The organism is Acinetobacter sp. BHS4 (assembly GCF_018454425.1).
Lineage (GTDB): Bacteria > Pseudomonadota > Gammaproteobacteria > Pseudomonadales > Moraxellaceae > Acinetobacter > Acinetobacter pittii.
On record NZ_CP075323.1, the window covers coordinates 2,477,362 to 2,495,846 of the forward strand.

25 protein-coding genes are annotated in these 18,485 nt (G+C 37.0%); 13 read left to right on the forward strand and 12 right to left on the reverse strand.

The genetic code is table 11. From position 1 onward, the window contains the following. The first annotated feature begins 11 nt into the window (after positions 1-11). The 7 genes from KIP84_RS11840 to KIP84_RS11870 all read left to right on the forward strand — a co-directional run bounded on the left by KIP84_RS11840 (position 12) and on the right by KIP84_RS11870 (position 4,094). The gene (locus KIP84_RS11840; protein WP_213688575.1) at positions 12-1,043 is read left to right on the forward strand and encodes a RecT family recombinase; all 1,032 of its coding nucleotides are present in this window, start codon (positions 12-14) and stop codon (positions 1,041-1,043) included. Between the two features lie 71 nt (positions 1,044-1,114). After that, positions 1,115-2,596 (forward strand): UvrD-helicase domain-containing protein, encoded by a 1,482-nt coding sequence (locus KIP84_RS11845; protein ID WP_213688576.1) that lies wholly within the window; start codon positions 1,115-1,117, stop codon positions 2,594-2,596. Further along, complete coding sequence (locus tag KIP84_RS11850; protein WP_032023928.1) at positions 2,593-2,829, forward strand: helix-turn-helix domain-containing protein; 237 nt, start codon at positions 2,593-2,595, stop codon at positions 2,827-2,829. The genes KIP84_RS11845 and KIP84_RS11850 overlap by 4 nt, the downstream gene beginning before the upstream one ends. Further along, a complete protein-coding gene (locus KIP84_RS18855; protein WP_228308294.1) occupies positions 2,826-3,242 on the forward strand; it encodes a hypothetical protein in 417 nt (138 codons plus the stop codon). The genes KIP84_RS11850 and KIP84_RS18855 overlap by 4 nt, the downstream gene beginning before the upstream one ends. After that, on the forward strand, positions 3,239-3,493 hold the full coding sequence (locus KIP84_RS11860; protein ID WP_213688577.1) for a hypothetical protein: 255 nt from the start codon (positions 3,239-3,241) through the stop codon (positions 3,491-3,493). The genes KIP84_RS18855 and KIP84_RS11860 overlap by 4 nt, the downstream gene beginning before the upstream one ends. Then, positions 3,490-3,693 carry a hypothetical protein gene (locus KIP84_RS11865; RefSeq protein WP_049590649.1) on the forward strand — a complete coding sequence of 68 codons (204 nt, stop codon included), beginning with the start codon at positions 3,490-3,492 and terminating at the stop codon, positions 3,691-3,693. Before KIP84_RS11860 ends, KIP84_RS11865 begins: the two co-directional genes overlap by 4 nt. A gap of 104 nt (positions 3,694-3,797) precedes the next feature. After that, positions 3,798-4,094, forward strand: a complete 297-nt coding sequence (locus KIP84_RS11870; protein ID WP_002057891.1) for a hypothetical protein — start codon at positions 3,798-3,800, stop codon at positions 4,092-4,094. Positions 4,095-4,119: 25 nt separating this feature from the next. Here KIP84_RS11870 and KIP84_RS11875 read toward each other — a convergent pair whose 3' ends face one another. Next, positions 4,120-4,389, reverse strand: coding sequence for a hypothetical protein (locus KIP84_RS11875; protein WP_223155605.1), 270 nt, complete (start codon positions 4,387-4,389; stop codon positions 4,120-4,122). A gap of 427 nt (positions 4,390-4,816) precedes the next feature. Here KIP84_RS11875 and KIP84_RS11880 point away from each other — a divergent pair, with 427 nt between their 5' ends. Further along, positions 4,817-5,293: a hypothetical protein gene (locus tag KIP84_RS11880; RefSeq protein WP_213688578.1), complete on the forward strand. Its 477-nt coding sequence runs from the start codon at positions 4,817-4,819 to the stop codon at positions 5,291-5,293. Between the two features lie 14 nt (positions 5,294-5,307). On the opposite strand, the gene KIP84_RS11885 is transcribed toward KIP84_RS11880, so the two are convergent. The 5 genes from KIP84_RS11885 to KIP84_RS11905 form a co-directional block, all read right to left on the reverse strand. Further along, positions 5,308-5,619, reverse strand: a complete 312-nt coding sequence (locus KIP84_RS11885) for a hypothetical protein (protein ID WP_032056568.1) — start codon at positions 5,617-5,619, stop codon at positions 5,308-5,310. A 112-nt stretch (positions 5,620-5,731) separates the two neighbouring features. Next, positions 5,732-7,021, reverse strand: coding sequence for a hypothetical protein (locus KIP84_RS11890; protein WP_050679203.1), 1,290 nt, complete (start codon positions 7,019-7,021; stop codon positions 5,732-5,734). Between the two features lie 7 nt (positions 7,022-7,028). Further along, entirely contained in the window at positions 7,029-7,553 is a 525-nt protein-coding gene (locus tag KIP84_RS11895) for a type II toxin-antitoxin system antitoxin SocA domain-containing protein (RefSeq protein WP_032056571.1), read from the reverse strand. A 517-nt stretch (positions 7,554-8,070) separates the two neighbouring features. Beyond that, positions 8,071-8,400, reverse strand: coding sequence for a hypothetical protein (locus KIP84_RS11900; RefSeq protein ID WP_032056572.1), 330 nt, complete (start codon positions 8,398-8,400; stop codon positions 8,071-8,073). An 85-nt stretch (positions 8,401-8,485) separates the two neighbouring features. Next, positions 8,486-8,932, reverse strand: coding sequence for a helix-turn-helix domain-containing protein (locus tag KIP84_RS11905; RefSeq protein WP_032070619.1), 447 nt, complete (start codon positions 8,930-8,932; stop codon positions 8,486-8,488). Between the two features lie 111 nt (positions 8,933-9,043). Here KIP84_RS11905 and KIP84_RS11910 point away from each other — a divergent pair, with 111 nt between their 5' ends. Next, positions 9,044-10,309: an MFS transporter gene (locus tag KIP84_RS11910; RefSeq protein ID WP_032056575.1), complete on the forward strand. Its 1,266-nt coding sequence runs from the start codon at positions 9,044-9,046 to the stop codon at positions 10,307-10,309. Positions 10,310-10,442: 133 nt separating this feature from the next. Continuing rightward, positions 10,443-10,847 (forward strand): hypothetical protein, encoded by a 405-nt coding sequence (locus tag KIP84_RS11915; RefSeq protein ID WP_032056577.1) that lies wholly within the window; start codon positions 10,443-10,445, stop codon positions 10,845-10,847. A gap of 86 nt (positions 10,848-10,933) precedes the next feature. On the opposite strand, the gene KIP84_RS11920 is transcribed toward KIP84_RS11915, so the two are convergent. Next, a complete protein-coding gene (locus tag KIP84_RS11920; RefSeq protein WP_032056578.1) occupies positions 10,934-12,181 on the reverse strand; it encodes a mechanosensitive ion channel domain-containing protein in 1,248 nt (415 codons plus the stop codon). A gap of 242 nt (positions 12,182-12,423) precedes the next feature. Here KIP84_RS11920 and KIP84_RS11925 point away from each other — a divergent pair, with 242 nt between their 5' ends. Continuing rightward, on the forward strand, positions 12,424-12,786 hold the full coding sequence (locus tag KIP84_RS11925) for a DUF3592 domain-containing protein (RefSeq protein ID WP_032056580.1): 363 nt from the start codon (positions 12,424-12,426) through the stop codon (positions 12,784-12,786). 4 nt (positions 12,787-12,790) lie between these two features. Here the strand turns inward: KIP84_RS11925 and KIP84_RS11930 are convergent, their stop codons facing one another. The 4 genes from KIP84_RS11930 to KIP84_RS11945 are packed head-to-tail and all read right to left on the reverse strand — an operon-like array spanning position 12,791 to position 15,801. Continuing rightward, positions 12,791-13,435 carry a glycosyltransferase family A protein gene (locus tag KIP84_RS11930; protein WP_057076984.1) on the reverse strand — a complete coding sequence of 215 codons (645 nt, stop codon included), beginning with the start codon at positions 13,433-13,435 and terminating at the stop codon, positions 12,791-12,793. Then, positions 13,432-14,031 carry a class I SAM-dependent methyltransferase gene (locus tag KIP84_RS11935; protein WP_213688579.1) on the reverse strand — a complete coding sequence of 200 codons (600 nt, stop codon included), beginning with the start codon at positions 14,029-14,031 and terminating at the stop codon, positions 13,432-13,434. The genes KIP84_RS11930 and KIP84_RS11935 overlap by 4 nt, the downstream gene beginning before the upstream one ends. Next, positions 14,006-14,800, reverse strand: a complete 795-nt coding sequence (locus KIP84_RS11940) for a PIG-L deacetylase family protein (RefSeq protein WP_213688580.1) — start codon at positions 14,798-14,800, stop codon at positions 14,006-14,008. The genes KIP84_RS11935 and KIP84_RS11940 overlap by 26 nt, the downstream gene beginning before the upstream one ends. Beyond that, the gene (locus tag KIP84_RS11945) at positions 14,788-15,801 is read right to left on the reverse strand and encodes an acyl-CoA dehydrogenase family protein (RefSeq protein WP_213688581.1); all 1,014 of its coding nucleotides are present in this window, start codon (positions 15,799-15,801) and stop codon (positions 14,788-14,790) included. Before KIP84_RS11945 ends, KIP84_RS11940 begins: the two co-directional genes overlap by 13 nt. Positions 15,802-16,050: 249 nt before the next feature. Between KIP84_RS11945 and KIP84_RS11950 the strand changes: the two genes are divergently transcribed. Together KIP84_RS11950 and KIP84_RS11960 are read left to right on the forward strand one after the other, a co-directional pair. Next, positions 16,051-16,284 (forward strand): DUF2171 domain-containing protein, encoded by a 234-nt coding sequence (locus KIP84_RS11950; protein ID WP_002113991.1) that lies wholly within the window; start codon positions 16,051-16,053, stop codon positions 16,282-16,284. Positions 16,285-16,584: 300 nt separating this feature from the next. Beyond that, complete coding sequence (locus tag KIP84_RS11960) at positions 16,585-17,520, forward strand: metal-dependent hydrolase (RefSeq protein WP_069119818.1); 936 nt, start codon at positions 16,585-16,587, stop codon at positions 17,518-17,520. A 68-nt stretch (positions 17,521-17,588) separates the two neighbouring features. Here the strand turns inward: KIP84_RS11960 and KIP84_RS11965 are convergent, their stop codons facing one another. Then, complete coding sequence (locus KIP84_RS11965) at positions 17,589-18,149, reverse strand: TetR/AcrR family transcriptional regulator (RefSeq protein ID WP_069119820.1); 561 nt, start codon at positions 18,147-18,149, stop codon at positions 17,589-17,591. Positions 18,150-18,485: the final 336 nt, after the last annotated feature.

Below are 18,485 nucleotides of genomic sequence, written 5' to 3' on the forward strand. Positions count from 1 at the left end.
GAATTTTAATTATGAACACAGCAGTATCTAATTTTAATCAAGGCATTTCAGCTCAATCAGCTCAACCCGCACCAATTTCAGCATTTGAAATTTTAATGAATCCTGAAATGATGGCACGCTTTGAGAAGCTAGCTGAAACAATGGCTGCTTCAAAATTCTCTGTTCCTAAACATTTGCAAAACAATCCAAGTGACTGCCTTGCAATTATTATGCAGTCTATTCAATGGCAAATGGATCCTTTTGCAGTTGCTCAGAAAACACATCAAATTAATGGTGTGTTAGGTTATGAAGCTCAACTTGTTAATGCCGTAATTATTAATCGTGCACCTGTTAAAGAGCGTCTTAACTATGAATGGTTTGGCGACTGGTCAAAAGTTAATGGTAAAGAAGATAAATCTTATGATCGAGGTGTAAAAGTTTGGGCAACTTTACGAGGTGAAACATCACCGCGTGAGATTGTGCTAACTATGGGTCAAGTAGGCCCTGTGCGAAATTCTCCAATGTGGATTGCTGATCCACGCCAACAGATTGCTTATTTAGCTATTAAACGTTGGTCACGTTTGTATACACCAGATGTAATTTTAGGTGTTTATACACCAGACGAAGTTATTGAACGCGAAGAAATGGACGTTACTCCTGAGCCTTCAAAGACTCCTAAACATAAAGGAACAGCAGGGTTGAAAGCTCAGATGGCTGAACGCGAACAGTCAAATGAGACCGTGATTGATTTAGCTGTGTCATTCAATGTTGAAAAATGCATTCAGGATATTGGGCAGGTTGAAAACCTAGCAGATTTAAAAACTCTTGGCTCAACCATTCCGTCTGATCTTGGCGAACCGGCACAGACTGATATTAAAAACGCATACGCAAATCAGAAATTTTACCTTCAGCTTGTAGATGATTTGGAAATTGCAAACTCAATTGAAGCAATCAATTCAATTATGGAAAAGCAATTTGAACCAAACACATCATTCTTAACTGATGCACAGATTGATTCTGTCAGCGCATTGTTTGAAAGAAAAACGGCTGAATTAACCGCGTAACTCATTAGCTCTTTTTAAATAAATTTTATACGAGCGCCCTTAATTTTAAGGGTGCTTAGGGAAATTCACCCATGAAACCAACTATTGAACAAAAACAAGCCATTGATATGGCAATTAATGGAGAGTCTTGCAAGGTTACGGCTTATGCAGGCGCAGGAAAAACATCAACACTTAAATTAATTGGTAATGCTAAAAGCTATCAATCTGGTATGTACTTGGCATTTAACAAAGCAATTGCTACAGAAGCAGAAAGCAAATTTAATCGAAACGTTCGCTGCAAAACATTCCATAGTCTTGCATTTAATTCAGTACCGCGTTGGTTTACCAATAAGCTTAAAAATCGTCGCTTAATGTCGAATCAAATTGCTTCACGACATGACCTTGAATCGTATCAAGTACCCGTGGCTTTAACTAAACAGCGCGGTGAAGATGACCAAAAACGTTTATTCAACAATAAGCGCATGGCTACTTCTTTAATTAATGCCATTGGTTATTTTTGCCGATCTAATTATTCAGAAATCCAGTTAGCACAAGTTTATGCAGCTCTACCTGATTGGATGGAAGAAACACACCGAGCTGAACTTGCAAAAATTCTTTTGCCTAAGGCTAATGACTATTGGCAAGACATTCTTGACCCGTTCGGTGTAAACCGTTTAGAGCATGACCACTATCTAAAATATTGGGCACTCAGTAAACCAGTCATCAACACAGATTTTATTTTGTTTGATGAAGCACAAGATGCTGACCCGATCATGCTTAACGTTCTAAATAATCAAAGCGCTCAGGTCATTTATGTTGGTGACAGACACCAACAAATTTATGCATTTCGTGGTGCTGTAAATGCAATGCAATCGCTTGAAATACCTGAAACACGACTAAGCCAGTCATTCCGTTTTGGTCAAGATATTGCGGACCTAGCAAATACAATTTTATTCAATGTGCTTGATGAAGAAATTCCTTTACGTGGCTTTGAACAAATTGAATCACAGGTATGCGAAGTTCATGACAGTGTGGCCGATGCAATTATTTTCCGCACTAATGCCGCTGCGCTTTCACACATGGTTGAGCTTATTCAATTAGGCCGTGAACCACGTCTTGAAGTTGATACAGATTCTTTAATTAAAAATATTGAAGATGCCAAAAAAATTAAAGCAGGTGTTCGCGTAGCCGATGGAAGTGCATTTGAAGGCTTCAGCACGTGGGAAGAAGTACTTGAATACAGTCATGAAGTATCAAACAGCGACATTAAACCACTGGTGAGCCTGATTGAAAAAGTAGGTGAAAACGCACTCATTGAAGCCTTATTAAAAAGCAGCTCTAACGACTATGACTGTGTTGTGACAACTGCTCACAAATCAAAAGGCCTTGAATTTAACAAGGTCAAATTAGGCGGTGACTACTTCTATAAAGAAGCAGTTTCTGAAGGTGAAAAACCTTTAACACCAGATGAAGCACGTTTGTTATACGTGGCCGCAACCCGTGCAAAAAAACAATTGGATATCACGGCCCTCAACCCTCTTTTCAAAAATATTAAATCGGGAGTTGCAGCATGATTACATCAACCGTAGTTGTTTCATTAGATCAAATTAGAGCTGTGCTTGAGTCAAACACTACCAATGCACATGCAGAAGTTATGGCCCTTTTAGAAAAGCCTTTATTAGCGGAAACGTTGATAAAAACACGTGGCAACCAAACCAAGGCAGCCGAATTACTTGGCTTGAATCGTGGAACCCTGCGCCAACGTTTGAAAGCTCACAACATTTTAAAAACGAAGGTGACAGCATGATAGACGCAGAAATTGAAAGAAGTAATTTTGAACTATATGAACTAAGCAAAAGACCTTGCGCTAAACCCGAAAGCTTATTTGAAAGATTCGATTCAAATGGACTTGGCGAGTCTGAACAACACTATGTTGGAAAGTATGTTGATAGTTACATGCAAGAAAAATGGGAGTTATGGAAAAAAGCCAAAGCTCAGGCGGTGCCAGAGGGTTACAAACTTGTACCAGTTGAACTTAGTGAAAACATAGCGGAAAGACTAGCGTTTGAGAGAGTTCCAAAGCCGAGACCAGAGAATGACCCTGTTTGGGTTGAAATTGCTGAACGAGCATACAAAAGCAATTTGTTAGCAAAAAAGTGGGAATTAGTTCGGGAATACAAAATTTTGACTGAAGCAAGCGAATCGGGAGCTGAGGGATGAGCAGTAATTTTCAAGAATTAATAGACAAATCGGTTGAAGAAATTCGATTGCAGATTGCACAAACAGCGGGCCATTTAGCAGTTGCTCACCAATCTTTTGCAAATGAATATCTTCTTAATGTGGCAAATCAAGCCTTATACATGTTTGGTTCTACCATTTCTGTTAAGGACTTTGAAGTTGAATTTGAAGAGTTAAAAGCACACTTAATGAGTGCATTAAGTGAACGTAATCAGGGAGCAGAACAGTCATGAAACCATTTTATTTAGTTTGGAGTGAAGGTCGCGGCAATCCAACTTATAAGCATGAAAGCTATGCGAATGCTGAACGTGAAGCACACCGATTGGCAAAACTTAATCCTGGTGAAGAATTTCATGTTTTGGTATCAAGCTGCACTCTTCATATTCCTGACCCAGTTATTAAAACAGAGCATTTGGAAGACATGCCTTTTTAAATATTTCTAATGAACATTCTTAGCAATGTTCTACAGGTGTAATCGCATTGCTGACCCTCTGTGATTACTCCTGAGAACATTGCTAATACATAAGGTGTATAAAGATGGGAAAATATATTGTTGTTGTAGAGTCAGAAAAACCACCACAGATTTTTATACATGACGATGTACCAAACATCGGTAAGGTTTTAGAAATTAAAGCGGAGGAAATACCAAACCGTGTGCCGGTTTCATGGTTAATGGAACGGTACAATTTATCAAGAAAAACCATTATTGATGAATTAAGAGCGTTTAATCTTGGCGGTGATGGGAAGCACCTTTATAGTCCCGCAACCGTCATGCCGATTTTAGATAATCTAAATAAGGCTAAAGCCCAAAGGCAAGCTAGACGAAAAAATTAAAAAAAGGCGCTATATGCGCCTTTAATTATAAATATTCTTTTAAAGCTTCATTTTGCAAGGCTGTTAGGCTTTCAAAACGGGTATGCTCATTGACAAAAGCGTCAATTTGATCTTGAGGTACATTCGCAAAATCTTCTGAAGTTTCGACACTAAATCCAGCCTCTAAGAAGAGCAATTTAAGACTTTCAAATCTAGTATTGGCATTTACAAAATTATTTAGTTTATTAATCAAAACTTCGTGGTTATTTTGGTTAACCCTTTCAATTTTTTGTGCTAAGTTTTCAAGTGCGCTCAAATTAAAGCTACGGCTTATCGACATTTCGAACCTCTGATATAAGTAATTCTGATAAGAATACACATTTTGCTTATAAAATAGATAAAATAAATATTTTATTACAATAAAACTACCCTGCCACCATTGCGCCACCACTCTGTTTTAAATAGTTGATTTATTTAAATTATTATAACCTTGCCAAGGTTGGGGTCGCGAGTTCGAGTCTCGTTTCCCGCTCCAAAATTTAAAAACCACTTAATTCGAAAGAATTAGGTGGTTTTTTTATTGCTTTTCAATTAACTAAAATCAGACTACATCTGATTGTTTCTTATCTAATGGATCTTAATAACTAATATTTAAAATTATTCTGACATAACCAAAAAAATTAATCTGAAACTATTTCAAAGTAAATTTATAGGTTCTAGAACCACTTTATAGAAAGAAAAAAATGGCCTTAATTAATTGTAAAGAATGTAAGAAAAAATTTAGCAATCTTGCTTATGCATGTTCTAAGTGTGGTGCACCAACAGTATATTCAACAGGAACAAATGAGGTATCTATCCAAACGAATACTCCCTCTTCTTTTGATTTACTTGAGAGGGAAACTCACAATCAAATCATGACTTATTATTGGAGTTTACATGATCAGATCGCTCGGTTAGGTGGTGACGTGCCAGAAAAGCCAAATTATCCTGAAGAAGAGATTGTAAGAGCAATAATTACTAGAATAATGCACTCTCAAAGGATGTTTTTAACTATTAATCATTTTGATGGAAAACCTCAGCTTCAATTCATTCCGAATGATTGTTGGATTTTGACTAGTGAGAATATTGTAAAAATTATTGCTGACCGCGAAGGTCCTAAAAAAGAGCTTTTACCCGATATTATTCAAGCTGCAGTAAATCGATTGGCTAAAGCACCCTAGGGTGCTTTTAATTTTTATTTACTTTTTTTAAACTTTCTTAAGCGTTTAGCTCTTTGTTCAAGTGTTTCTTCGCCCTCTATTTTTTTACCCTTCTCGTCATAGTAATATGGTTCATATGAATCAATACTTACCTTATAAATTGCATAACTATAAAAAAGCATAGTAAGACTGAAAATGATTAAAAAATAGTTATCGTAAAAAATATCTGGTATAACTCCTTCTATCCAACCATATAATAAAGGTAATACGACAAACATCCCAATGAATGTTAGAGCATTAAAATGATTAAAATAATAATTCCGCCCTTTATACTTCCACCCTATCACCCTATGCTCCTATAAGAATTTTTTAAGTAAACTACCTCTTATTTTAATCGTTATATATGATTAAAATTCAGCATTTCAAGAACTAAAAACCATCCAATGAGGGTTCTTTAGATTAGTCTGACTGCTCAGCTTTATCAGGCTCATTATTATCAGGTTTATTTGAAATAGTGTACTTTTCAAATACTGTTTTTTCTATATTGCCTATATCATCTTTACTATTTAACTTATCTTCTGTATTTTTTGAGTTTTTAACACTATTACTTTCCAAATGCTTTGAAGTTGTTTCAGTAGAAAAACTAAAGAAATTTTCCTTTTTAATTTTATACATTCCCCCTAAACTAATCAATAAAATTGCAGAGAAACAAATTATCGATTTTGTATAGAAATCTACTCCCCAATTTTTTTCTAAAATATTTTTACCTTGTTTATGATTATTTGATTTAGACGTTGAATTAATTCCTCTCTTTTCTAATTCCTCTTTAAGATTATTAATAGAATTTACCCATTTAATCAGCATATTAAGTAAGGTTAATAAGCAAATCATCAACAAAGCGATAATAAAAGTTAAATAAGGCCATCTTGAATTAGCCTCTAATAACTTCACAGTTGCGCTAATTAAATTTACGCCACCAAAAAGTGTAAAAATAATTGAGGCAAAAATCCCCAAAATTGCGATATAATTAGCAATTGTAGATTTAGCTTGAGCATCCGCTTCACTCGCAAGGTCTTCAGCTTTTCCTGCTAGCTCTTCAGCTTTAGTTGCTAGCTTTTCTGCTCTTTCAGAGTCATCCTTTGCTTTATTTGAGATTTGTTGAGCATTATTAGCAATAGTTTGAGCATTATTAGCAATAACTCCTGCTTTTCTTGCTTCTTTTTTTGTTACTTCATCAATATATTTTTTTTGAAAGATAGCCAATAATAAATGTCTTCTGAACTTTCTAAAAACCTTTTCTAAGGTTTTTATATCATTATTATCATAGTCAATAATTTTACTTTCAATACATTGAGCAAAAAGATTTAATCTATCTTCTAAGACTACATATTCGATTTGTAAGTCATTTGAATAAACATAATCAGTAATATACTCATAAGGAACTTCAAACTCAAATCTTCTTGATTCTGAAAGACTTATATATTCAGCAATACACTTTACGCTTTCCAAATCTCCATTTCTCATTTTAAGAATTGCAGAAGAAAACTCCTCTTCACTAACAATTTGTATTTCACGAGAAAAAAAATTATTTTCTTTAAATAAGTTAAATTTTAAAACAGATTGGATAAATAAATCAGCTACTGTGTTTGTCGAACGAATACTATCAGCTGAGTTATTGAAATTTTTCAATAACTCAGTGATTATAACCTGTGTTACGGTTTTAACATCATTAGGAAGTGATTGAGACATTTATATTTTAAAAAAGTGGATTCTCTTTAAAGTATTGTGCAACTTCTTCATTACAATATTCAATATCTCTTATACCATTTAAAATTTTTTCTTGATCTCTCGACCACATAATTTCAGCATGTGTTTTATTTACAAGATCAAAAGGTCGTTCATCAATTAAAAGTTCTACTACTTTACTTATATGATTAAAAACCAATGAATCTACAGCAATTTTAGTATGGTCAAAATCATCAAATTTAAAACCCAACCCACCTTCTTCACTTTGTTGAAATGAAAATGTACTCCGTGGTCTATCTATATGACTAATTCCGTAATCTTTAAATTCGAAATAAACAGAAGGGACTACAGGTCCATATTGCCATTTTTGTATAGCTTCATTAAACAATGGGCGATTATGATCTGCTAAAAAAGTCCCTTGCACATAATAAAGTATTTTTTGCAATTTTAATGGAGTCAAACTTTTTCTATTTAAAACATTGTTTGCATACCAAACGATAAAGTTTGCAACATCCATAGCACTATAATTATTCATAACCCACCTCACATAACTAAAATTAATAAATCATTAAATCTGTCAAAAATAGGATTTAAGATTTAAAAATATAGATGGATATTCATTACTTTCTTCTTTCTAAAAAATTTTGTGGATAGCTTTATAAATTAAAGATTTGAAATCTTCAAAATCAGAAACTTATATAGACAAAAATACCCTGTTATCAAATGATAATAGGGTCTGTAAAGATGGTATGTACTAATGACATTTTTGTCAATAAGAAATAGAAACCATTTGTCAAGCTTTTGTAGCTCTTAAAAAGTAACAACCGCTGGATTTTCATTTGTTTTTAACAATTCTCAACTAAAAATTGCTAATTTTTGACATTACTAGATTTAACAATATTCTTACTGCGCTTCCTCCAAACACATGTCGTCTATATACCTCAGCACAATGTCTAACTTTTCTTAAATCAGCAGATTTATGGAATAGCAGTCCTAGTTTCATTATGTTTTCATAGGTTAATAATCGATTTCCACATTTCCCATTACCACCCTCAAATATTTTTAGCTAATTCTTTTGCCAAACATTGTTCATGCCACGTGGTTTGAAAGTTCTCGACAGCTTTTGACTTAATGAGAGGGTCTTCAAATAGCTTTGAAGAATATGCAGATTTGATAAGCTCTTGATAAAGTTGTTTGGCTTGTTGCTCTTCAAGATGATTGGCTATGTCGTGTAACTCTTTAGCGGGCACTTTATGTTGTCTTGCATCCATCACTCCACTCGCTGCTTTTTTCACAGTTTCACAGTAATGAAGTTCCATTGCTTCTGATGCTGCATAACATTGAATTGAAATTGCGCTGATAAAGAGGAATATAAATCTCATAATCTCACCTTAATTTGACGCGCAAGGGTACCAACTAATCTGCCCAAATTTAAGTTAAAAACGGTTATTTTTGTTTTCTCTTCTTTTATTTCACCTTTTGCACTTGAGTATTAGAAGCTCTCAGCACTGTTCCATCCGCCGCGACTGGTGCCATAAATGGAATTTCTTGTCCTGTATTTTTATCAATCAACAGAGAATGGCGCTCACCATTTTCAAATAGGTTTTGCTCTCCCCATTGTCGTAAAGCCACAATCACTGGAAACAGACTCTCCCCTTTATCGGTCAATACATATTCTTGATAAGCCGTGCCATCCGAAGCATCTTGTAGTTCAAGAACACCAGCATCAACTAATTTTTTCAGTCGATCTGAAAGAATATTTCGCGCCACTCCCAAGCTCCGCTGAAAATCTCCAAAACGGCGCATTCCATCAAAAGCATCGCGCACAATCAGCAGTGACCAGCGGTCTCCTATCAGATTGACGCAACGCGCAACAGGACAAGGCTCGTCTTTTAACAATGTAGAGTTCGCCATCGAGTTTCCTTACCAATCATCAGCAATAAGCCACCTAGTTGCATTTTAAAACTAGTAGACTTAATATTCAACCAGTTGCATTTTAAAACTAGATTAATTGGATTTAGGACAATGAAAGCTTCTCTTGCATCTTCAACTTCATCCGCCGAAAGTGATAAACCGCTTTCAAGTATGCCTCGTGGCGTAATTTTGCTATTTGCTATAGCAAGTGGTGCAAGCGTAGCAAATGTCTATTATGCGCAGCCCTTGCTCGACATTTTGGCGAGTGACTTTAATGTTAGTCATGCCGCTATTGGTGGTGTAGTGACAGCCACTCAAATAGGTTGTGCGCTAGCTTTAATCTTTTTAGTGCCCTTGGGTGATTTGGTAAATCGGCGTCGGTTAATGGCCCTACAGTTACTAGCCTTAATATCTGCATTGCTCGTGGTTGGCTTTGCCCATTCTACGATTATTCTTTTGGCAGGAATGCTTGCGGTGGGTTTACTCGGTACAGCCATGACTCAAGGACTTATTGCCTATGCTGCAAGTGCTGCTCTCCCACATGAGCAAGGACATGTAGTCGGTACTGCACAAAGTGGTGTATTCATTGGTTTACTGCTTGCCCGTGTATTTTCAGGGGGAATTAGTGATGTGGCGGGTTGGCGCGGCGTGTACTTCTGCGCAGCTATCATCATGCTCATGATTGCATTGCCGCTTTGGAAACGTCTGCCTCATTTAAATATTCAACCTAGTGCCATGCGCTACCCGCAGCTTCTAGCCTCTATGTTAAAACTACTACGCCAAGAAAAAGTGCTACAAGTGCGCGGTGTGTTAGCTTTACTCATGTTCTCGGCATTTAATATTTTCTGGAGCGCATTAGTACTGCCGTTAAGTGCCCCGCCTTATAGCTTCTCGCATACTGTAATTGGGTCTTTTGGACTCGTCGGAGTTGTAGGTGCTCTGGCTGCTGCACGTGCGGGTTACTGGGTAGACCGTGGATATGCTCAGCGTACAAGCTTGGCAGCACTGTTAATATTACTGCTTGCATGGGGTCCGCTTTCACTCATGGCCTACTCGCTCTGGGCACTTGTGATTGGCATCGTATTACTAGACTTAGGTGGGCAAGCTTTGCATGTGACCAACCAGAGTATGATTTTTCGCACTCGTCCAGAAGCGCATAGCCGTCTTGTTGGTCTATACATGCTCTTTTATGCAGTAGGTAGTGGATTGGGTGCAATCAGCACAACAGCGACTTATGCTTATGCTGGTTGGCTTGGCGTGTGTGCACTCGGTGCATGTGTTAGCCTTCTGGCATTATTATTTTGGTGGATGACCCGTCATATCGTGCCTCAAATCACTCATGAAAAAGATAACAATATACAAATAAATAAAATATAATAACCCAAAGTTTTATAAGCCCATGAATAAGAAAGTTTAGTCTTTAAATCTTAAGTTCGAACGGTAATAGAATGAAATCTTCATTAACAATCTAAAGATTGATATGCAACTTTAGACAATTACTATCAAATATATGCAAATCCCTATAGGAACAAAATTGGGTATTAATAATAAATTACTTTACACGGCTGTATTTGCCCTTGTTGCAGGATGCCACCAGCAAGAAGCAAACGACAGTACCAATGCTATGAAACTCCCAGCCTATCAGTACGATGGTTTCTCTGGTTCAGCACGCTTAAAAGGAAACTTAGAGTTAAAGCAAGGATGTCTTTATGTGAAAGATATACTCATTGTCTTTCCAGAACATAGTGCTCAGTGGGATGCTGAAAAAAGCACTTTAAGTTATAAAGGTCAGCAGATCGGCTTAGGGGGCATATTAGATATTGCTGGAGGTATTGGTAATTTTGAGCAAGACAATCTACGGATTAAACATTTGAGTCCCATGTGTGATCATCAGAATATTTGGTTTGCAGGATAATCTTTTGTGAAGAGTATGAGTAAAAAAGCCCCCGTCTGGGAGCTTTTTCCAAATAGTTTATGCGCTGTTATTTACAGCTTAAAAACTTAACTTGGGTGAATTTCTGCCGTCAATCTTTGCAAGTCATGACCCGAAGGTGCTTGGTAAACACGTAAACCAAACTCGGGAAGAATCGCAATTAAATGGTCAAAAATATCTGACTGAATTGCCTCATAAGAAACCCACGCAATCGTGTTGGTAAATGCATAAATCTCTAGTGGCAAACCTTGGCTTGTCGGTTGTAACTGACGAACAATAATAGTTTGATTTTGAGCAATGCCCTTGTGCTGACGTAAGTAAAATTCAACATAGGCTCTAAATGTACCAATATTGGTTAGACGGCGCTTGTTGTAACGAGATTGATTGCTTAAATGCTTATTGAATTCTTCAATTTCAGAATTCTTTGCATTTAAGTATTGATCTAGCAATAAAAAGTCTTTGAGCTTTTGTTGCTCTTCATCACTCATGAAATGAACGCTACTTTGATCGATAAAAAGTGAACGCTTCATTCGACGGCAACCCGAATTGCTCATACCACGCCAGTTTTTAAATGTATCGGTCACGAGCTTATTGGTCGGAATGGTGGTATAGGTTTTATCGAAGTTTTGAACAGTCACGGTATGCAGTGAAATATCAATTACATCACCATCTGCATTGAGTGATGGCATTTCAATCCAGTCGCCAATACGCACCATGTCATAAGAGGCAATTTGTACACTCGCCACCAAAGACAGAATAGTGTTTTGGAAAACCAGCATTAATACCGCTGCCATTGCACCAAAACCAGCGAGTAAAGTGAACACATCCTTTTTAAGGAATGTTCCCAAAATCATGAGGCCACAGACAACAAATAAAATGAGTTTAACCAGTTGCAAGTAACCTTTAATCGGTTTGTTTCTAGATTTTGGATTACGCTGATAAATAAGATTAAAGATATTTAACAGCTCGCTAACCGTAAGCGCGAGTGTAAGAAAAATGAATGCTTGCGCAGCCATTTCTACAAAAGCAATAAACTTCGGAGATAGATGAGGAACCGTTGCAATACCGTTCATAATCACAACGGCAGGAACAATATTTGCAAATTTCTTTATAACGCTATGCTGAGCGAAAATAGACTGATTTGGTGATTTGAGTTTTGTGACTAAATGTCGAACGCCCCGAACAATAATGCGTTTGGCAATAAAATTTGCTATTGCAGCAAATAAAATCAAAATCGTGAGTGAAACCAACATTTCTAGCCAAGGATATTGACTTAACTCACCCCGAATATCATGGAAAAAATTTAAAAAATCCAAACCTATACACCTTTAAAATTTCTTTTGTAGAATTTTAGGGGTTAAGAACGTTTCTCATAAGGTTTGTTTACATATGTAGTCATAAATACAACAACTAAGTTATATACCCTGCCCAAGTTTAATTATGATCCGTTAATTTTAAAGCTTCATTTGCTTATGTTTTAGACCAATTATATAAGCTAGATCGGGCTTATCAGTTCATTTAGAATAATCCGTTAAACGAATAACTCTGGTTTGAGTGAGTGAAATTTTCTGTTTTTTTGACTTTTATTGGAACAGTCTGGTTCAGCTTATTGTTTATCTATATTGCTTGGACATTTTTTCTTAAAAATCAGGTTCAAAGATTTTTAATTTATAAACGAGGAAAGATGACTTCTGCCGAGGTCGTATATTTTCAAGACTCATTAGCTAAGGTGCAATATCGCCCTTTATGTTATGTCAAATTGAAATTTCAAACTGAGCAAGGCCAAGTCATTACTGAAAATCTAAAGGTGCTTATTGCTAAGCAAGATCACTATAAATATAAAGTCGGTAGTATTATTAATATTAAATATGACCCTAAAAACTTAAAGAATATTTCGATATTGGGCGAAGTGATGATTTAGGTCATTAGAGATTATTTAAAAAGTACGATAAACCTTGAGGTGCGCGTCCATTTAACCGACTACTTGTGGTCACTCGCACCAGATTGCTCCAAGTAATATTGCAACAATGCTTGATCAATTTTTTGATTAAAGACACGTCTTCATGACATGAAATAGGCTCAAAGCCACCAACCAACAGATAGACCTCTGCACTAAAACTTAAATTTGCCCCGTGAATATGCGCGTGATCCATCTGATCTTTATAGTGCGCTAAATATTTTTGCTGTTTCGTTATAGAGAGATGACTAAAATCGTCTAGCGTTACAGTACCGCAAATTGCATCTGTTGGTTGGTGCTGGATTTGATAGCGCAGCCAATCAGGACTCACTACGGTGTCTGCATCGGTACAGGCAATCCAAGTTACACCACACCCGATTAAATGACGGATTCCCAAATCCCTCGCCTTGCCGACACATGCATAGTTGCATTCAATCCAGTTAATGTGATGGCTTTGTACAATCAACCGCGACTGATCTGTACAGCTATCGAGTACAACAAGCACTTCTACCTCATAACCACTAATGTTATCTATGGCGACCTGAATAGATTGCAAACAGGCCGATAGATAGTGCTCTTCGTTATGCGCTGGAATGACGATACCTATTTTCATCTTAGTTTTTCCTGCTGAGCTAGAGAGGAAGTGTTCGCCGTCCACAGATCAATCATAAAATCCGGATCGTTTAAGCTGAGGTAATGATGAAATGGGAAATGTTGCTGAAAAGCTTGATGGACTTGTTCAGCGTCTAACTCAAAATCTTGAATTTCATGGCGCCAGTGACAACACAGAATCTCGCCATCATCATTTAAACTATGCTTTAACTTTTCAATAAACTGATGCAATTCATCCTTGGATAAGTAATAGGCCATCTCACTAATTAAAATCAGGTCAAACTTTTGAATTGAGTAGTCTTCGGGTATTTTTCTATTTTCAACCACAACATGCTCGAACTCTTGTAGCCGTGCGGACGCCAATTGAACAGCACGCTCAGAGACATCTATACACACTAACTCATCAGCTCTTTGCGCCAAATGAAAACTTAAATGTCCATTTGAACAGCCGACTTCTAGCACCTTTAGGTAGCGGGGTTTTGTCAGCAGCGCGAGACAAATTTGTCTTTTACGTGCTTCATACCAATGAAAATCATAGCCCCATGGGTCATTGTTATGACGATATAAATCTTCAAAGTACACGCGAGAATGAATCACTCAAATAAACCTCATAAGGCATTAAAAGACGTTTAATCGCACTTGGAGAGAGAACCGCAGCATTACCCGTAGTTTCATCTGCTTCAAGTTGGGTTTTAAACTGCAAAATTGCTTGATGTTTTTTAGTTAGCTGTTCTTGTGTTAAGGAAAATGCTTTTGCTCGGTGCCAATCAATGCGCGGGTCTAAAGGCTCTGCCCAATGCCAAGCCCAAATTAATACGTGTAAACAGAGTAGTTGCTTAGCGGTTGCATAGGCTTGTACGGTTTTACCCACTGCTTCATGGTCTGGGTGCCCATCAAATTCATAGCTACAAATCAGAATATCATCGGCTTGAACTAACTTGTCTAAACTCTGCCACAGTTGTTCGGTTTGCAAATGGATCTGTCCATCTAACAAATTAAGCTCTATATGCTCGGTTGACTTTGCTACGCCTAGACAATTTAAGGCTGCCAAGCTTTCTTGCGGGCGAAGAATATTGAGCTGATCTGGAGAATATTTTGTAGAGTTAGGATGGCTTTGTGTGCCGTTACTTACTGCTAACACCAAAATCTTGCAGTTCAGTGCAATCAGCTGCTGCATTAATCCGCCACAGCCAAGCACTTCATCATCCGGATGTGGCGCAACAATTACCACTCTTTTTGAGCGAAATAACTCAAGATCTAAAGCTGCTAACGGTTGTTCTTTAAATGCCTTTAACCATTGCTCTTTGGCTGTCCCCTCACCCAAAATAACGCGGTCTTCAACCAAAGGATGTTTTAAAGTTCCCATAGGCTTTGCTCCGACACACAGAGTTCTGCAATTTGTTCATAGTCAAAAGCAGCATGACTTTGCCTGATAAACACAGGCAGATCAGCCATGAGCTGAGCAAATGTCGCCTCTTCACAAAAAGGACGTGCACCCAAGGCTTTCCCTACTCGCTCAATAACGCTCAGGCAACATTGTTCTGTTTGAGCACGTAATATGCGTATTTCCCGCTCATGACTTAGCATTGGTTTCTGGTCTATAAGCTTGCCAACATATTGAAAATATTGCTTGGTGATTTCTAGTTGCTGAGCGACCTCACCTAAATACAATTTTTTATAAGGATTCGGATTTGCCTGACAGCTTTCTTGCAAAAAGTTAGCTAGACGCACGGCGGCACCATACCAACAGGCCGCCACACCTGCTGCACCATGCCAAAAACCTGGGCGTTTTAAATAACTATTTGGCGGACCAATCAATTTAACAGGTGTATTTTTAAAAGTTACTTGCGCAGTCTGTGTCGCATGCATGCCTACAGCGTGCCAGTGGCTTAAATCGGTTGTAATGGATGGATGACTTAAGTCGACAATACAAAGCTGCGCCTGCCCTTGTTGGTCTTTATAACTTATTAAAGCTTTTTGAATAAATTCAGCACCAGAGCACCAAGGTTTTATGCCATTACAAAGATTGTCTTTTATTTGCAATGGGGCTGGTCCACCGTCTGCTGCCCAAACTGCCCAAGTCTGGTCATCTATTTCTTGCTGATAACCCAATTCATTTAAAATGCTTAGAGCATCACAATGAGACTCAAATAGCTTAGCTAGACTTAAGTCGACTCCAGCAATCTGCGCAAAAAGTTGCCAACGTTGATAGGTTTGACCCGAAGCTGGATGAGGCAAATTTTGAGTTAAATTTACAAGCTGAAAAAGTAAATTTATACGAAGCTTACTTTTATCTTCAGCTAAGGCAGCTTCAAATTCACTCAAACTGCTCAGTATCGTCATGTTTATAGGTATTTTAATATTCATTGCAAATAATTATTTATAAGACTTAACCCAACCATAACTAAAGATTTCTGTATAGATAAACATATAAATTGTAATAAAAAGAAAAATATTATTAGTTTTATATCTAATTATTTCATTGTTACTCAAATATCACGATTAAGTGAACTTATAATCCGATCATGTAAGGTTTATTAAAAACTCAACATTTAATCTATTATTTAAAGTAGTTTAGTTCTTACCGTTTTTCTATTTCCAAAGAAGAGGTCTAAAATGAACACTTTAAATATTAATGATATTAAAAAACACGCAGATGTTATTGCTTCTTGTGGTACTAAAGTAGGTACTGTCGATCATCTCGATGGTGAAAACCAGTTAAAACTCACCCGAGACGAAAGTGGTCAACATCACCTCATTCCTACTGGATGGATTGGGGAGGTAAAAGAAGACCAAGTTATTTTGAATAAAAACTCAGAAGAAGTTAAAGATCAGTGGCAAGCGATCTAAACTTCTAAGCTAGCTAGTTTTAGCTAGATTAAAATAAAATAAATTTATAATTAAAAATTTAAATTATAAAAACCAAAGCTCCTTTTTATTAAGGAGCTTTTTTTATTCATCTCATACTTAAAATAAAAAAGCTTACCCTCGTGTTGTGTTAAATATACCCAATCTTTAACAGAGCTGCTTTTATCTCTATAAACCTTTTTGAAGCTCATTTTGTCCCTTAAGCACATGGTGATCAATTTTACTTAATGCTAAAAATTGTCCATTCGCATTAAATGAACAATTATGAATAGGGTGACGTATATGATCACAGGGAATCATCAGCTTAAAGCAAGAAAGGTCCATTTCGATTTTACCGAATCATCGGTCTGTTGGATGCCGAATGATCCTCTATGCTCGCATGTCGCCAATGGCATCAACATGCTCTTGCCCGCTGGTGAATTTTGGTTTTGCCGTGTGTTTAATAAAACCCTGCCCTTGATTACCGATGAAGCACTAAAACAAGAAGTGATTGGATTTGTCCGTCAAGAAGCTGCTCATGCACGTGCCCATGAAAAAGCACAAGACTTCTTACGTGAAAATGGTTACGACATTCAAGAAACACTCAACCGTGCCCATTTTGTTTTTAACATTTTGTTGGGTGACAAACCTTTAGGCATACCATTTTTAAAAGGCGAAAAGCTTGATGAGTATTGGTTACTTTTCCGAGTAGGCGTGATTGCTGCAATCGAGCACTTTACGGGAACCATTGGTCAATGGACGCTGGACAGTAAATCTTGGGACCAAGCTGACCCTGCTATGGCAGATTTGTTCCGTTGGCATTTGGCTGAAGAAGTAGAACATCGCTGTGTTGCTTATGATTTATTTGAGCACCTTTTAACAAACAAGTTTGGGTTTTATGTGTCGCGCCAAGTGATTATGGCGGCGGTTTTCCCACTGTTTATTTACTTCCTTGCTGACTTTGCCCGTAGTTTAGGTAAGCAAGATTTAGAGCATGAAGATATTCAAAAATTGATGCGCCGTGGCTACTTCAAAATTATTCGAGAATTTGAAAAAACTGCGACTCGCTCAGACAACTTACCGACTATTAAATATTTGTGGAAAGCGACGTTAAGATGGGCTTCTCCAAAATTTAACCCAATTCATGAGGGAGACACCGAGCAAGCTCTAGCTTATATGGCTCGCTCGCCTGCAGTTCAATATTTTGAAGGAATGGCACAGGCTGCAAAACCTGTGTAATCAAGCTAAGCGCTTATTTCAATACAAAGTAAAGCCTCCTTTTTGGGAGGCTTTCTTTCGTTTAAGTGTTATCTAGAACGACACAGATTAAAAAGAAACAATCGAACTAGCGCGCTTTCATCAATGCTGTTTTTTTCAAAAAGTCGGAACATCGCCCCGTCAATCATGCATAAAAACATGTAAGCATCTTCAATCGAAGCCGTAGTTTTGACAGTTAAAAGTAGTTTATAAATTTCATTGATGAGCCAAGTTCGGTACTCAATCGTAACGCCATAGGCCTTGGGATAGACTCTTTTAATTTCAAACAATGCTTTAAAGGGTAAATGATATGGCCCTTCTAAACTCGCATGTAAAAAATAAATTTGCTTAAGTTTATCCAGCACCATGAGTTCATTGTAAGAATAGAGAATTGAAAACACTTTGTCTTTTAGCGTGTCTTTTTGGAAACTGATACACCTCTCGATTAGCCGTTCTTTTGAGTGAAAGGCATTATAAAAAGTGGCTTTGGAAACCTTGGCTTCACTAATAATTCGGTCAACACCGACCTTATGAAACCCATATTGATTAAATAAGTCTTTTGCTACGTGAAGCACTTTTAATGCTTTAAAGGAAGATTGTAAATTTGGCATAGATATACCGCTTAAAATAATTTTTTGTTGTATGTAAATGAGATAGAAATGCCGTCACTCTTAAAATGAGTGCTAAAAACAGGCATGCAAAAGCCGCACAAAATGGCGTGCTGACCTATCTCAAGTTTTATAGTTGCTGTGTTTTAGATTCTTAAGGTGTAGAAAACCTAGAGTCGATTAAACCAATTTATAGAGTATTTAAACGGTATAAATAGTGAGACTTTGGCGTAGGTCAATTTAGAAAAAGTAGGCATGAATGAAATCCTATATGCATAAAATTTCTGCCAATCACTGCTAAATGATTATGGTGGCAGAACGAAAGAGGGTTAGCAGACT

Bases quoted from the DNA above. Each gene is read 5' to 3' on its own strand.
- KIP84_RS11865 (WP_049590649.1), top strand. From the start codon at position 3,490: ATGAAACCATTTTATTTAGTTTGGAGTGAAGGTCGCGGCAATCCAACT.
- KIP84_RS11840 (WP_213688575.1), top strand. From the start codon at position 12: ATGAACACAGCAGTATCTAATTTTAATCAAGGCATTTCAGCTCAATCA.
- KIP84_RS11950 (WP_002113991.1), top strand. From the start codon at position 16,051: ATGAACACTTTAAATATTAATGATATTAAAAAACACGCAGATGTTATT.
- KIP84_RS11900 (WP_032056572.1), bottom strand. From the start codon at position 8,400: ATGAGATTTATATTCCTCTTTATCAGCGCAATTTCAATTCAATGTTAT.
- KIP84_RS11965 (WP_069119820.1), bottom strand. From the start codon at position 18,149: ATGCCAAATTTACAATCTTCCTTTAAAGCATTAAAAGTGCTTCACGTA.
- KIP84_RS11845 (WP_213688576.1), top strand. From the start codon at position 1,115: ATGAAACCAACTATTGAACAAAAACAAGCCATTGATATGGCAATTAAT.
- KIP84_RS11940 (WP_213688580.1), bottom strand. From the start codon at position 14,800: ATGGGAACTTTAAAACATCCTTTGGTTGAAGACCGCGTTATTTTGGGT.
- KIP84_RS11910 (WP_032056575.1), top strand. From the start codon at position 9,044: ATGAAAGCTTCTCTTGCATCTTCAACTTCATCCGCCGAAAGTGATAAA.
- KIP84_RS11915 (WP_032056577.1), top strand. From the start codon at position 10,443: ATGCAAATCCCTATAGGAACAAAATTGGGTATTAATAATAAATTACTT.
- KIP84_RS11890 (WP_050679203.1), bottom strand. From the start codon at position 7,021: ATGTCTCAATCACTTCCTAATGATGTTAAAACCGTAACACAGGTTATA.
- KIP84_RS18855 (WP_228308294.1), top strand. From the start codon at position 2,826: ATGATAGACGCAGAAATTGAAAGAAGTAATTTTGAACTATATGAACTA.
- KIP84_RS11895 (WP_032056571.1), bottom strand. From the start codon at position 7,553: ATGAATAATTATAGTGCTATGGATGTTGCAAACTTTATCGTTTGGTAT.
- KIP84_RS11880 (WP_213688578.1), top strand. From the start codon at position 4,817: ATGGCCTTAATTAATTGTAAAGAATGTAAGAAAAAATTTAGCAATCTT.
- KIP84_RS11870 (WP_002057891.1), top strand. From the start codon at position 3,798: ATGGGAAAATATATTGTTGTTGTAGAGTCAGAAAAACCACCACAGATT.
- KIP84_RS11945 (WP_213688581.1), bottom strand. From the start codon at position 15,801: ATGAATATTAAAATACCTATAAACATGACGATACTGAGCAGTTTGAGT.
- KIP84_RS11860 (WP_213688577.1), top strand. From the start codon at position 3,239: ATGAGCAGTAATTTTCAAGAATTAATAGACAAATCGGTTGAAGAAATT.
- KIP84_RS11905 (WP_032070619.1), bottom strand. From the start codon at position 8,932: ATGGCGAACTCTACATTGTTAAAAGACGAGCCTTGTCCTGTTGCGCGT.
- KIP84_RS11850 (WP_032023928.1), top strand. From the start codon at position 2,593: ATGATTACATCAACCGTAGTTGTTTCATTAGATCAAATTAGAGCTGTG.
- KIP84_RS11930 (WP_057076984.1), bottom strand. From the start codon at position 13,435: ATGAAAATAGGTATCGTCATTCCAGCGCATAACGAAGAGCACTATCTA.
- KIP84_RS11960 (WP_069119818.1), top strand. From the start codon at position 16,585: ATGATCACAGGGAATCATCAGCTTAAAGCAAGAAAGGTCCATTTCGAT.